General features: G+C 50.6%; 15 protein-coding genes. 10 read left to right on the forward strand and 5 right to left on the reverse strand.

The window, feature by feature from the left end:
* The first annotated feature begins 27 nt into the window (after positions 1-27).
* From PV02_RS06495 to priL, 4 genes are all read left to right on the forward strand, one after another.
* Complete coding sequence (locus PV02_RS06495; protein ID WP_256622567.1) at positions 28-444, forward strand: NUDIX domain-containing protein; 417 nt, start codon at positions 28-30, stop codon at positions 442-444.
* Positions 422-742 (forward strand): transcription factor S, encoded by a 321-nt coding sequence (locus tag PV02_RS06500; RefSeq protein WP_256622568.1) that lies wholly within the window; start codon positions 422-424, stop codon positions 740-742. The genes PV02_RS06495 and PV02_RS06500 overlap by 23 nt, the downstream gene beginning before the upstream one ends.
* Before the next feature lie 155 nt (positions 743-897).
* Positions 898-1635, forward strand: coding sequence for a DNA polymerase sliding clamp (locus tag PV02_RS06505; RefSeq protein ID WP_256622569.1), 738 nt, complete (start codon positions 898-900; stop codon positions 1633-1635).
* A 5-nt stretch (positions 1636-1640) separates the two neighbouring features.
* On the forward strand, positions 1641-2723 hold the full coding sequence (gene priL, locus PV02_RS06510) for a DNA primase regulatory subunit PriL (protein WP_256622570.1): 1083 nt from the start codon (positions 1641-1643) through the stop codon (positions 2721-2723).
* A gap of 23 nt (positions 2724-2746) precedes the next feature.
* Here the strand turns inward: priL and PV02_RS06515 are convergent, their stop codons facing one another.
* A complete protein-coding gene (locus PV02_RS06515) occupies positions 2747-4063 on the reverse strand; it encodes a cobyrinic acid a,c-diamide synthase CobB (protein ID WP_256622571.1) in 1317 nt (438 codons plus the stop codon).
* An 85-nt stretch (positions 4064-4148) separates the two neighbouring features.
* On the opposite strand from PV02_RS06515, the gene moaA reads away from it, so the two are divergent.
* Together moaA and PV02_RS06525 are read left to right on the forward strand one after the other, a co-directional pair.
* A complete protein-coding gene (gene moaA, locus PV02_RS06520) occupies positions 4149-5081 on the forward strand; it encodes a GTP 3',8-cyclase MoaA (protein ID WP_256622572.1) in 933 nt (310 codons plus the stop codon).
* A gap of 5 nt (positions 5082-5086) precedes the next feature.
* A complete protein-coding gene (locus PV02_RS06525; protein ID WP_256622573.1) occupies positions 5087-5236 on the forward strand; it encodes a hypothetical protein in 150 nt (49 codons plus the stop codon).
* 46 nt (positions 5237-5282) lie between these two features.
* Here the strand turns inward: PV02_RS06525 and surE are convergent, their stop codons facing one another.
* From surE to PV02_RS06540, 3 genes are all read right to left on the reverse strand, one after another.
* On the reverse strand, positions 5283-6071 hold the full coding sequence (gene surE, locus PV02_RS06530; RefSeq protein WP_425438346.1) for a 5'/3'-nucleotidase SurE: 789 nt from the start codon (positions 6069-6071) through the stop codon (positions 5283-5285).
* Between the two features lie 78 nt (positions 6072-6149).
* Complete coding sequence (locus tag PV02_RS06535) at positions 6150-6566, reverse strand: hypothetical protein (protein WP_256622575.1); 417 nt, start codon at positions 6564-6566, stop codon at positions 6150-6152.
* A 53-nt stretch (positions 6567-6619) separates the two neighbouring features.
* Complete coding sequence (locus tag PV02_RS06540) at positions 6620-6913, reverse strand: hypothetical protein (RefSeq protein WP_256622576.1); 294 nt, start codon at positions 6911-6913, stop codon at positions 6620-6622.
* Between the two features lie 280 nt (positions 6914-7193).
* Between PV02_RS06540 and alaS the strand changes: the two genes are divergently transcribed.
* The 4 genes from alaS to PV02_RS06560 all read left to right on the forward strand — a co-directional run bounded on the left by alaS (position 7194) and on the right by PV02_RS06560 (position 12912).
* Positions 7194-9971 (forward strand): alanine--tRNA ligase, encoded by a 2778-nt coding sequence (gene alaS, locus PV02_RS06545; RefSeq protein ID WP_256622577.1) that lies wholly within the window; start codon positions 7194-7196, stop codon positions 9969-9971.
* Between the two features lie 8 nt (positions 9972-9979).
* Positions 9980-11320, forward strand: coding sequence for an RAD55 family ATPase (locus PV02_RS06550; RefSeq protein WP_256622578.1), 1341 nt, complete (start codon positions 9980-9982; stop codon positions 11318-11320).
* 91 nt (positions 11321-11411) lie between these two features.
* Positions 11412-12470: a response regulator transcription factor gene (locus PV02_RS06555; protein WP_256622579.1), complete on the forward strand. Its 1059-nt coding sequence runs from the start codon at positions 11412-11414 to the stop codon at positions 12468-12470.
* 61 nt (positions 12471-12531) lie between these two features.
* Entirely contained in the window at positions 12532-12912 is a 381-nt protein-coding gene (locus PV02_RS06560; protein WP_256622580.1) for a response regulator transcription factor, read from the forward strand.
* An 18-nt stretch (positions 12913-12930) separates the two neighbouring features.
* Here the strand turns inward: PV02_RS06560 and PV02_RS06565 are convergent, their stop codons facing one another.
* A complete protein-coding gene (locus tag PV02_RS06565; RefSeq protein ID WP_256622581.1) occupies positions 12931-13947 on the reverse strand; it encodes a methyltransferase domain-containing protein in 1017 nt (338 codons plus the stop codon).
* Between the last annotated feature and the right edge of the window lie 126 nt (positions 13948-14073).

Consider the following 14073-nt stretch of genomic DNA (forward strand, 5'->3'; position numbering starts at 1 on the left):
AATGTAGCGTATTAATCTTTTGTTCGTATGTGTGCAGATACTCCAAAACTGACAGTGGATGCTGTTATTATTTACGATGGCAGGATCGTTCTGGTTCAACGCAAAAACCCGCCTTTTGAGGGAAAGTTCGCTTTGCCAGGTGGTTTTGTGGACATAGGTGAAACTGTGGAAAGCGCAGTGGTCCGCGAGGCACGGGAGGAAACCGGCCTCTCAATAGAAATAGTTAAGTTACTTGGGGTATATTCTGACCCTCTGCGCGATCCGAGGGGACATACGGTAAGTATATGCTATCTTTCACAGGGCCACGGAACCCTGGAGGCCGGCTCTGATGCAAAGGATGTGTTCCTGTTCGACGTTAATGATTTGCCTGAAATGGCTTTTGATCATAATATGATACTAGAGCAGGCAAGAGGTGATATCAATGGAATTCTGTCCAAAATGTAAGACTATGATGGTTCCTGTAAAAGGTGCGTTCAAGTGCAGGAATGCAAAATGCGGATATGTGAAAGAGAAAGATGCTGGCCAGGAATCACTGCTGTCAAAGGCAGCACGTTCAGACAGAGAGGTCACGGTGCTTGAAGGCAACACGGACCAGGGCCTGCCCACCACGTCAGTAAGATGTGAGGAGTGCGGTCATAATGTAGCATACTGGTGGCTTCGCCAGCTCAGGTCGGCAGATGAATCGGAAACCCGTTTCTTCAAGTGCACAAAATGTGGTGCCACCTGGCGTGAGTATGATTAATATATCACTAATATCTATAACAGTGTATAATAACCACGTGATAAAATAGCTTGTATCTGAAGGTCTTTACAGGCTTTCTGTTTATAAAAACAAAGCTTTTATTAGTTAATGGATATAATGACCTAGAAATCCAATTTATTTAGCGGAGAATCCAGATGTTCAAGGCAACAATCGATGCAGATATCTTAAAGACTTCCATAGAGACGCTTTCCGTTCTTGTCGATGAGGCAAGGTTCAGAATATCTCCTGAAGGCATTACCGTCAGGGCCGTTGATCCTGCCAACGTGGCAATGGTCAGCTTCGAGCTAGGCTCCGACGCATTTGACGAATACAGCGCCGATGACTGTGAGATAGGCCTGGACCTCTCCAAGATCAACGATATCTTCGGTGTTGCCGGCAAGGAGGACAAGCTCAGCATGGAACTTGACGAGATGTCCCAGAAGATGTCCCTTCATATAGGGGGCCTCTCCTATACTCTGGCACTGCTCGATCCTTCAACTATCAGGGCAGAGCCAAGGATCCCGCAGCTTGAACTTCCCGCAGAGGTCGTCCTTAACGGCAAGGACCTTCTCAAGGCTGTTAAAGCCGCCGAGAAGATAAGCGACCACATGTTGCTGGGTATTGAGGATGACACCTTCTATATGGAAGCCGAGGGAGACACTGACCGTGTGAGGCTGGATATAACCCGTGACCAGCTCATCGACCTCAAGGCAGGGGATGCTCGCTCATTATTCTCGCTGGATTATCTCTCCGACATAGTTAAGCCCGCTTCCAGGTCCAATGAGGTCACTGTAGAGCTGGGCAAGGATTTCCCTGTAAAGATAGGCTTCACTATAGCAAACGGCACAGGCAGGATCGGATATTTGCTGGCACCACGCATTGAATCAGATTAAGGCCTATGGATAACAAGGACTTTGCATTATATCCGTATACTACAGAGGCTGCCAGATATGTGGCAAGCCTTGATTTTTCCCTTGACAGCCTTATATCCTCCCGTGCAATGGACTCAGCGAGGGCGCGCGGCAAGGAGCGCGTACTGCAATCGATCGCAGGGGAAATCCTCAAACCTGTGCTGTCCAACTCCGATGAGAGGAAACTGCTCATCGAACTCCTGTCCTATCCTTTCTCCAGGATCCTGGTCTCATGCATAGACGATCCTTTTCTCACAAGGCGCTACTCACTGGCCGAGGCGGTGGCATCCTACAGGTCCCTCAGGACCATGGGCGCTGCCTTTCTCGGTGAGTTCTCCCTTGATTTCAGCATCCATGCCGAAGTAAAGGATTCGGTGGTCAGGATCCACTTCACAGACTACATCAGGCTTGCCAGTTCCCTCAAGGCTATGGAATGGAAGCTTGTGAACCGAAAGCTTGACCACGGCTATGTGACCGTATCCAGGGAGGAGTTTGCCCGCCTCCTGCAGGAAGGTATCAGGCACAGGATAGAAAGCACTCTTCCCATGCAGGTGCCTGAGGGTGTATGCGAGTCATGCCGGCCATATATAGCAGATATCATGGATGCCCTGAACGAGCGCAAGAGCCGTTTTGAGGGCTCTGAGTTCCAGACCGTTGAAGCCGGCCTTTTCCCGCCCTGCATCACCCGTGCCATATCACAATCCCAAGCAGGTGTCAACCTCGCACACTCCATGAGATTTGCAATGACCTCCTTTATGCTCGGGATTGGCATGTCAGTGGATGATATCATGAATCTTTTCACATCATCCCCGGATTTTGACGCTGAGAAAGCCAGATACCAGGTGGAGCATATAGCAGGCTCATCAGGCACCAGTTATAAGCCCCCTTCCTGTGCAACCATGCAGACCTACGGCAACTGCTACGCACCCGATGAGACCTGTAAGAGGATAAGCCATCCTCTGAACTACTATCGCCGTAAGATGTGGTTCAGGAACAGGGACGCGGTCAAAGAAAAAGAAGAGCAGTCTTCGGAAGGGACTGAGGCACTTCCCGATGCTGCCCGCAATTAGCCCTTAGTAAGTCATGATTCGGACTATCGGCGCTTGTATTCCCTGCACTTGTCCACAAAGGCCTTCACAGGGAAAGCAGCCGGATGCGCATGCGTGTAGCTTGCAAGTGAGTTATGTTCGGTGATGCCGTCTTTTCCGTCCCTGATGCCCTTGCCTCTTTTCATCTCGTAGGCCAGTTTTGCATCGCTGGCACAGCTGGTGACAGAGTAGTGGAACTCGTGGCCTCTTATAGTCCCCTTGATAAAGTCCCCTTTTGCGATCCCTTCTGTATAACCCAGGGCCTGTAGTTTCTTTGTCATGACAGTCTCAGCCGGGAAAAGGTCTGCGGTCCTGTAGATCCGTCCTTCCACTTCATACGATGTGGAGAGGTACTGGAGTCCGCCGCATTCCCCATAAATGGGCATGCCGTCCGCTGAAATGTCCTTAAGGACCTTTGTAGTTCTTGAGTTTTCAAGCTCTTCCAGGTGTAGTTCCGGATAACCGCCGCCAAAATACATGCCGTCAACTTCGGGAACTTCCCCCTTGATGGGACTGAAGGGCACGATCTCTGCGCCTGCCTCCCTGAATGAATCGAACATTTCCTGGTAGTAGAAACAGAATGCACTGTCCATAGCCACGCCTATCCTCACATCCGCTGCAGGCAGCTCTTCCCGTGGCATGGCTTCTATGTCGGGTGCGCTCTGCGCAATGGAAATGATAGCGTCAAGGTCGATGTTCTGTTCTATGAACTCTGCAAGTTTTGTCGTGTCAAAATCCTGCTCGTGTGCCATGTATAGTCCCAGGTGGCGCGAAGGCACGCTGATATCCTGATTGCGTGGGAGGGTGCCCACGACAGGTATGTCGGGAATGCAGTCCATGATCATTTTTGCATGCCTGGGGCTGCCTACCCTGTTAAGGATGACTCCTGCGATATTGACATCCCTGTCAAACTCCGAGAATCCCTTGACAAGGGCGGCAGCACTGCGTGACATGCCGTGGACGTTAACAACAAGGATGACAGGCACTTCGAGAGTCTTGGCCACATGCGCGGAACTGGCTATCTCCGTGGAGTCCATGCCGTCAAAAAGTCCCATGACACCTTCGATCACATTGATGTCGTTGTCCCCGGCATGTCCGGAGAATGTGCGCCTGACCCCTTCCACCTGCATCATGAAGGTGTCCAGGTTCCTTGATGGCTTGCCGCATATGGCGGTATGGTAGGTGGGGTCTATGTAATCGGGCCCTACCTTATATGGTTGTACATCCATCTGTCTCTTTTTGAGGGCCGCCATTATTCCCATGGACACCGTCGTCTTCCCAACGCCGCTATGTGTCCCGGCGAGCAGTACAGCTTTTGTCATGCAGGGTAGTTCGTCAAATACGTATATATGTATTATTCCTGCAGTCATTCAAAATGGTTAAATAAAGAATGTCTATCTACCTACTATGAATTCCTCCGGGTCGCACAGGACACTTACCGATCCATTCGGGCGCACGGTAAGAAGTCTGCGGATGTCCATTACTAACAGGTGTAACCTTAACTGCATCTATTGCCATAATGAAGGAGACCATGGAAGCACCGGGGAGATGTCGGTGGAGACCATTGTCAATATCGTGAAGGCGGCAGCAGATTTTGGTGTGGACCGGCTCAAGATATCCGGAGGAGAGCCTCTTATAAGACAGGATCTCGAGGAGATACTCTCATCGCTGCCTCCGCTGAGGGATGTGTCCCTGACCACCAATGCGACATTGCTCAAGGGAAGGGCAAGCTCCCTGAAGGAAGCAGGGCTGGACAGGATCAATGTGAGCCTGGACACGCTGGATCCGGGCAAGTTCAGGATGATAACCCGATGCAAGCGTGATATTCTCCCCTCTGTCCTCGAAGGTATTGATGAGGCTGTAAGGGTGGGCCTCACGCCTGTAAAGATCAATATGGTGCTTTTGAAGGATATTAACGAGGCAGAGATCGAGAAAATGCTCGCGTTCACAAAAAGATATAAGGGCGATGTGATACTGCAGCTCATCGAGCTCATGAACTTCCGCGATGCAGCCCCTTATCATGTGGATGCGGATAAGGTGGAGGAAGAACTATTGCACCATGCCACCGATGTAAGCACACGCACCATGCACCACCGGAAGAAATACATCATCAATGGTGCGGAGGTCGAGTTCGTCCGCCCGGTCGATAATACCGAATTCTGTGCAAACTGCAACCGCCTGCGTGTAACTGCGGACGGTAAGCTCAAGCCATGTTTGCTTGTTAACGATGATCTTGTGGATGTCTCCCATGCAAGCCCCGGGGAACTCCCCGATCTGTTCCGGCTTGCAGTGAGCAGGAGAGTGCCCTTCTACGGGCATGAAAGATGCAGCCTGGAGTGATAAAAATGGAAGTAGAACTGATAGTCGACGGGAAAGTGATCGAGATCAACCGCTTTGTCCAGGAATTCCTGGGAAGTACTGTAGCGGGTGCTGCGGGCACCCTCCGGGGTGTTGAGGACGATTGCAGGGAGATCCGGATAACAGTTAAGAAGTGAATCCGGCCTGCGTACCCTGTTGTTCTTGTCACTTCAAAATATCAGCCTAGATAAGGCGCTCGATATCCGAGAGATCTATGGGTGATGTGGAATCCAGTGATAGCGGCGTAACGGATATGTGTCCTTTCTGCACCAGCGCATTGACATCCGTGCCCTCCTCGTCAACCATGGAAAGGTCGCCGGCTATCCAGTAATATGGCCTGCCTCTGGGGTCGTGCCTTTCTTCCACTTCGGTCCTGAACAGCTTCCTGGCAAGCCGGGTGATCTCTACCTCGGTATCTGTCTCAACAGTGTATGGTATGTTCACGTTAAGCAGGTCTACTTTTTCAGGAAGGCCATATCTGAGCACATTGCGCGCTATCCTGTTCACCACCTTGATGGCAACCTCAAAGTCGTGTTCATAGTCCCGGTTGTCATCGAACTTCAGCCCCTCCTCCTTTACCTGGACCGAAGCTGCAATGGCAGGTATGCCGTGACTGGCCCCCTCAAGCGCCGCGCCTATAGTGCCTGAGGTGGTCACTGTGTCGGTGCTGATATTCTCTCCGATGTTAAAGCCTGACAGGATGAGGTCCGGCTTTTGCTTCATGATCGTGAACATGCCGATTATTACGGAATCGGTGGGAGTGCCGCCTACCGCATTGACCTCAATGCCGTCCACCTTTGTCTTGGTGACCCTGAGCGGCTCAAAAATGGATATGGAGCGGCCTACCCCGCTCTGCTGCATCATGGGTGCAGCCACGGTAACATCTCCGAGATCTGCCACGCTCCTGTAGGCAGCCCTTATTCCTGCGGAGTATACTCCGTCATCATTGGTCAGCAGAATCTTACTGGACATGAGCATACCTTTGCTGATATGTATATTAAAACTAATGGCTAAAAACAGGGAAGTAAGGACAACGGGAAGCTTTCGCTGTCATACGTTGGCGAAGACCCTCTTCTTATCCTTTGATTTGAGACAGGCATCAGAGCCTTCAGGAAGGTCTGCAAGGGCTTTTACCTTCTCAATGACCTCAATGTCCTCGCTCATTGCGTCGAGCTTGCTTATTATGTCGCAGATTGCCGCGTTCTGCTCCTCGCTGAGGCACTTGTTATCTTTTACGATCTCCAGGAGTATTGAAGCGTCGTCCAGCACCTGGGCAGCGATCGTCCTTTCCATGTACTGTCTGGCGGTTGCGGAGTCACTTGCCTTGAGAGTAAGGTTGAACTCATTGAGTTGAGTTTCGAACAACCCGACATCGTAATGGGCACTCCTGAAGATCTTTTTTACATAGTCTTCCCTGTAGACCTGTTTTGAGTTCTTCAGGACTTTAAGGAGCTTTTTATAATCCATTATCTCTCGTCCGTTTTCAAACCCGGCTTGCAGGTTAGTATTATCAACTGTTCTCAGATGCTCTTATTGAGTGATCTGCGCTTGAACTCCAGATTGATCTCAGACTCGGCAGAAACAGTCGGGACGGCCATTAATGCGGTGTATGGCTCACTGAACTGTGCGCCATTGACATCGTAGTCGGATTCAACATCGATACCATAGTCCTTGTTCTCTTCAATGATGGGATCGCAAAGATATACCTGCAGGTTACCGCCCGCGTCCATGAATACAGAAGGCCTTACTCCGAAGTTGTTGTACTCTTCGACCAATCCTCTAAAGATTAAAGACATGTACCGCATTGATTCCATTAGGTCATCACCACTTATGCAATTTCCTGACCATGCATTTATAGGTAATGTCCTCGATTTTCGACTTATGTACTTTTATCTGGCATGTCATGTTCATAAAACTATTAATTAAGATCAGTTTCTGCAATAGATACGATAGTCAGGTGCTCAGGAAGGGATGTATATTTATATAAGTGCTCTTATTATTCCTCCCGAATCTGCTGATAAGAAATGTTTTTAATCATTAGGTTGTACTTGGAAGAATTAATTTCATTAAACAATCATCTAAGTTGGAGTAATTATGCTTGAGGATGAGTATCAACTTGATTTTTTTTCCGAAAACGGTTTTGTCCGTAAGCAATGTTCAAAATGCGGAAAGTTCTACTGGACAAGGGATCCTGAAAGGAACACATGCGGGGATGCCCCGTGTGACCCCTATTCCTTCATAGGCAGCCCTGTCTTTAACAGGAAGTTCGATCTTGCCGGGATGAGGGAATATTACCTCAAGTTCTTCGAGGATCGTGGCCACACAAGACTTGAGAGGTATCCTGTAGTTGCCAGGTGGAGGGACGACATCTATCTTACCATTGCATCCATCGCAGACTTCCAGCCCTTCGTCACATCGGGCCAGGTTCCGCCTCCGGCCAATCCCCTGACCATATCCCAGCCATGCATACGTCTCTCGGACCTTGATGCAGTGGGAAGGAGCGGCCGCCACCTCACGACCTTTGAGATGATGGCTCATCACGCCTTCAATAAAAAGGGGGAGGAGATCTACTGGAAGGAAAGGACAATGGGACTGTGCGACGAGCTGTTCAACTCACTGGGAGTTGACCCTCTTGCAGTCACCTACAAGGAAGAGCCCTGGGCAGGAGGCGGGAATGCCGGTCCCTGCGTAGAGGCGCTCATAGGCGGCCTTGAGGTCGCCACACTGGTGTTCATGGATCTCCAGCAATCAAAGGACGGGACCATCCCTATCAAGGGCGAGACCTACCGTAAGATGGACAACTATATAGTGGACACGGGATACGGCCTTGAGCGCTTTGTATGGGCTTCCAAGGGTTCGCCCACTATATACGATGCAGTCTTCCCGGGAATCGTGAGCGAGCTAATGCAGCTTGCAGGCCTTGAGCATGAGATCGATGATCCAGAGTATGCCAATATCCTTGCCCAGAATGCACGCCTTGCAGGGCTCATGGACGTGAGCGAGAAGGCAAACCTGCTTCAGCTACGCAAGCAGGTGGCATCCAGCATCGGGACTTCCGTAGAGAAGCTCTCTGCCATCATGGAGCCGGTGGAGAACGTTTACGCTATCACCGACCACACCCGCTGCCTGACATTCATGCTTGCTGACGGCGTGATCCCGTCAAACGTGAAAGCAGGCTACCTTGCCCGTCTTGTGCTGCGCAGGACCCTCAGGATGATGAAGGATATGGACATCGACGCCTCGCTGGCCGATATCGTGAACATGCACATCAGGAACCTGCCTGAATATCCTGAGTTCTCCGAGAAGTTCGATGTCATCGAAGATATCCTTGCCCATGAGGAAAAGAAGTTCGACGAGACACTTGAGCGCGGCAGGCGCATGATCCAGAAATCCGCCAAGCACTACAAGTCAACCGGCGAGAAGATACCTCTGGCAACACTCATCGAGATGTACGACAGCCACGGAATCCCTCCTGAGATATCCAGGGAAGCTGCTTCCGGGATGGGTGTCGAGGTAGAGCTCCCTGATAACTTCTACTCACTTGTGGCAGAGGGCCACAGCAAGGCAGAGGCAAAGGAAGAGAAGGTGTTCCCGTACATGGAGCGCGTGGAGAAGCTGCCAAAGACGAAGCGCCTATTCTACGACGAACCCACCAGGATGAAGTTCGAAGCTGTGGTGCTTGATGTTTTCGACAACCACCTTGTGCTTGACAGCACGCTCTTCTATCCCGAGGGCGGCGGGCAGCCTGCGGACCACGGGACCATAACGGTGTACGACAATGTCCTGAAAGTCATCGATGTGCAGGTGGTCAATGGCGTGATCGTGCACATCATCGACAAGCTAGAGGATGAACTCCACCTGCGCAAAGGCGATCTGGTTGTCGGTAAAGTGGACGAGGAAAGGAGGATGGCCCACGCCTGCCATCACACTGCGACACACATCGTCAACGATGCTGCAAGAAAGGTACTTGGTGATCATGTCTGGCAGGCAGGTGCGCAGAAGAGCACTGACCGTGCCCGCCTGGACATATCCCATTACAAACGCATCATCCCTGAAGAGCTGAATCGCATAGAGCTCATAGCAAACCGTACTGTAATGGAGAACCAGCGTGTTACGGCCGAGTGGCTTGACAGGATAGAAGCGGAGAAGAAGTACGGCTTTAAGCTGTACCAGGGAGGAGTTCCCCCGGGAAACAGGATACGTGTGCTCAAGGTAGCTGATGACGTGGAGGCCTGCGGAGGTACCCACTGCACCAGCACAGGTCTTGTGGGGCCCATAAAGATCCTCAAGACTGAGCGCATCCAGGATGGTGTTGAGCGTATAGAATATGCTGCCGGTCTTGCTGCAGTGAGGGCCACTCAGAGAATGGAGGAATGCCTGAACCAGTCCGCGGAGGCCCTGAGAGTTCTGCCGGAGCACCTGCCAGCAACTATCGACCGCTTCTTCAGCGAATGGAAGGAGTTCAAGAAGGACAATGAGCGCCTGAAAGAAGAGCTGGCACGTATGCGTGTGAGCCGGATGGCGGACAGCGCCTGCGTTATCGGTGGCATGCGGGTCGTAGCAGAACTGGTGCCAAATGCGGACGCTGACGAGCTTGTCAAGATAGCAGGCGAACTTACCGGGAACAAGGATGTCATTGCCATTCTTGCAAGCGACTGTAGCGGTGTCAAGATAGTGGCAGCCGCAGGCGAGGATGCGCTTAAGGCCGGCGCAGATGCCGGGAAGATCGTTTCCACGATGTCCAGGGCAGTTGGCGGTGGCGGCGGCGGCCGTCCGAACATGGCTCGCGGCGGCGGTCCTGAGTCCCTCCGGATCAATGACTCCATGCAAACTGGTATCGACCTGCTCAAACAGCAGTTGAAGGCAAACTGAGGTGCGGCATGATCCCCGGGGAAATCAGGCAGTTCTTCTCTTCCCAGTTCGGGAAGTCCCTTGTGGTCAAGGGCAAGCCCGGAACCGGCAAGACCACTTTCGTATTCGGGATACTGCATGAATTATGCCCCGGCGGGAACTGCATCTATATTTCCCCCCGGATAGATAAGTCCTCATCATACGGGAAGTTCCCCTGGATAGAGGGAGATTTCAACAACAATGAGGATTTCCTGAGGATGCTCGCTTCCCGCATCAAGGCGATATGGGAATCAAGCGACTCAAAACCCATGATAGTTGTGGACTCCATTGATTCTCTCAGTATTGCCACCACAAGGTCTGTACACTGGGAGGAGAACAAGTTCGAGCTGGAACGCCTTCTCATGGATTTCTCAAGGAAGGTCAATGCCGACCTTGTGATGATCACAGAAAAGACCGATATCGACTCACTGGACTATCTAGTCGACGGGGTTGTCTCTGTCGAGATATCCGAAATGGCGGGAAGCGATATCCGCAAGATCCATCTGCTCAAGCTCCGCGGTGTTGGCATGTCCCAGTCCAGGTACCTGTTCACGCTGCACAATGGAACGTTTACCAGTTTCGAGCCTTTCAGGGTCTCATTTCCAGAACACACTCTGATCCCCTCTCCTGTGACGGACCCTGCCCACAGTAAGATATCCACCGGCAGCCCTGACTTTGACGAGATACTGGGTGGTGGCTACCAGAAGGGAAGTTTCAACCTATTCGAGATCACAAGCGGTGTAGGAGATTCATTTTACAGTATCCTGCTACCGACCTTCATAAACCACCTGAACATGGGCAGGGCCATGCTTAGCATCCCCACTGAAGGAACCAGTGTTGAGACAGAAAAAAGGATGATATCTCCCTTCACCAATGAGGCCAATTTCCCCCGCCAGTTCAAGGGATTCGAGATACGTGACCAGAAGGGCCGCATGCCTGCTTATGTGGAAGCGTTCTCCGGAAACCTCTACAAGGATATGGAGATATTCTATCAGTCAAAGCACGAGATGATGCGCCAGCTCGGATCTCCTCTTCTTGACTATATAGGACTTGACAGCATGGAGTACAGTTATGGCTGGGAGAACATAGGCGCTGTGATAGGACAGATCGCTTCCGTTACAAAGACCACTGAGAACATAGTTGTCGCCGTTGCAAAACACGGCCAGAAGATCACTGACTCCGTGGCTCACATGGCCACCACCCACTGGAAGTTCGAGAACGTGGACAAGACCCTTGTGATGTACGGGATCGTCCCAAAGACCGGGATGTATGTGGCCCAGATGGATTTCAGCTCGGGCTATCCCCAAGTCAGGCTCGTTCCGATCAAGTGATTCTTTGTCTCCTCTTTTTTCCACTACACCCCAAACATTAATATGAATATAGCACTAATATTTACAAAACAAGTTTAAAAGGTAAATGATAATGGATGATCAGACTAAGGAAATCCTGGCAACTCTAAGGGACGAGTTATCAGATAAGAGTTCACTGTTCTTTGCTCAGGTTGACAGTTCTGTCGAGCGTTTAGTCTATCTTCATATTTACGATGTACTCCGGAACGACCCTGCAAGAAATGTCGTGTGGCTGTGCCTCAATTATCCGCGTGATAAGGTGCTGGGGAAGTTCAAGGATTTCGGTTTCGATATCATTGGACTTCAGGACCGTTTGTTCTTCATTGATGTTGAAGTGCCAGGCAAGCCGCCACAGCAGGGGACCTTTTACTGCAGCTCGGTGGCGGACTACACCAAGATGGCATCCCATATATCAAACCTATTTGAGAGGGATGCCCGCACCCTGTTGGTAATGGACAACATGAATGTGCTGGCTACCGATACCATGCAGGTGGTCGAGACCTTCATGCAGTTCGTGGAGAAGAAAGTGCGTGAGAATGAAGGTGCAATCGCCTCCATGCTTCTGAAGGATATACTCTCCCAGGAGAATGAGATGCTGGTAAAGTCCTTTTTTGATGTGATCCTCGACGTGACCAGCATCGGTGAGGTGCATACCCAGATAGGGCTCAAGGATTTCGACTTCAGGTACATGGTGGAGGATGGCTCCATCAGGCTGGAATATGCCCGCAGGAAAGTCAAAAGGGACCGGCTGAAGATCCTCATAGTGGATGACGAGCCTGACATACCGGAACTGCTCAAGCTATCCCTTATCAGTGAGCCCTACGATTTCCTGGTAGCTTATAACGGTCAGGAGGCGATCGATATCACTCTGAAGGAACATCCCGACCTGATATTGCTTGATATCATGATGCCTGACATGGACGGATATGAGGTTGTCGAGCAGCTCAAGAACAGCAAGACAGCCAATGATATTCCTGTTATCATGATCTCCGCGAAGACCGCGATAGAGGACAAGGTGAAAGGCATGGAGCTTGGCATTGATGATTACATATCCAAGCCCTTTGATAAAAGGGAAGTGAAAGCCCGGATAAAAATGGTGATGAGGCGGCTTGGATGGGCTCTAGAGGAATAATTATATATTTCAGTTCTATATTATTCTCTAGCGTAGAGCATTTCTTTAACAGGAGTATACGATGCATCCAAAAATCATGGTGGTAGACGATGAGCCGGATACCATAGACCTTGTAAAGATAATCCTTGAGTCTGAGAATATAGAGGTCATCGGCGCAAGCAGCGGATTTGAGTGCCTTGAGCTGATGGACGTGGAAAAGCCCGATCTCATTCTACTGGACATCATGATGCCTGATATGAACGGCTGGGAGACCTTCCATAAGATCAAGGAAAAGGATCCGGGCCTGCCTGTTGCAATGCTCACTGTCAAGAGCCAGGAATTCGATAAAATGCTCGGCCTGCATGTGCTCAAGGCGGATGACTACATTACAAAGCCTTTCAGCAGGAAAGAACTGATAAAAAGGACCAAGGAACTGCTTGGAACAAAGATCCCTAACTCCTGATCCCGGGCTCATTAAGCCTCACAATGTCTCGCACAGGATCGCTACTCCTTCCTTCAGGAATACGTGCGCTTTGCGATCCCCGCTAAGGTCATCTTCAAGCTGCCTGCGAATATCCCAGTACTCTTTTGGCTCTACCGCAGCTCTTAATATCACAGTTCCGAACCCGCTTCTCCTGAGGAAAGCATTGATCTGCCCGGTGTCAAAATCCAGAGTTGACAGCACTTTATACCTGTTTTTGAACATGGGATGTTCCACGGCCCGATCGGATGTAAGGAAAAGGCGTTTCCGGTCTATGACGAAAAGGCTGATGTCTGAAGCCTGTTCTGACAGGTCCTTTGCCAGTTGCGGGAGCAGTCCTGCTCTTTCGACAGCTTCCTCGGGTTCGTAGGCAAAGGAAGCAAGCCTTTCGGCAGTTTTGAGCTCACATGTGGCTGGGGATGACTCAATACGTGATCCCGATGGCAGGGATACTGCCGATGTGCCACACTTCATCAGGCTGCCAAAGTACAGGTCGAGCCTGTTGAGCTTCCCCTCAAGGGAAATATATTCCTTTTCACACTCAAAGGGTATCCTTTCAGGGGTGAGCTGCGGAGGCGCCTCAAAAGCAAAGCCTGAAGCTATGGGACTGTATGCTGCTATGACTTCTGGTATGGCAGGCCGCAGGCTGGCGATGTCGCGCATGTCCTCGGTTGGAGGCCTTGCAGGATCGGAAAAGACAATATCAAGTTCCGGTAACTGCCGGATAACTTCAGGTGATAGCGCGTCTCCGCAAATGAATTCCACATTGTCGATACCAAGAAGCCTGCAGTTCTTCTTGGCATAGGCTATCTTCTTCGGGTCTATCTCCACTGCATAGACCTGGTCACATTCTCTTGCAAAATATATGGTCTGCCCGCCAACACCGCAGCTGATATCTGCGATGGTGCTGCATTTCAGTCTTCCGGCCCTGTATCTTGCGACATCCTCGGGTGTTGCGAATCTGACCCCGTCACTGTCGGATATGATATTGTGTTCGAACTTCTTCTTGCGTGGCACTCTTATCCCCGGAAAAAGTGATCTCAAATGATTTAAAGCCATCTCTGTGAGAGTAGGATAAGCTTCGGTAAATACACCACTATTATTCAATATTTTTATATAATATCGCATGTATATTGAAGTATC

Origin of the sequence: Methanolobus chelungpuianus (genome assembly GCF_024500045.1) — an archaeon.
Taxonomy (GTDB): Archaea; Halobacteriota; Methanosarcinia; order Methanosarcinales; family Methanosarcinaceae; genus Methanolobus; species Methanolobus chelungpuianus.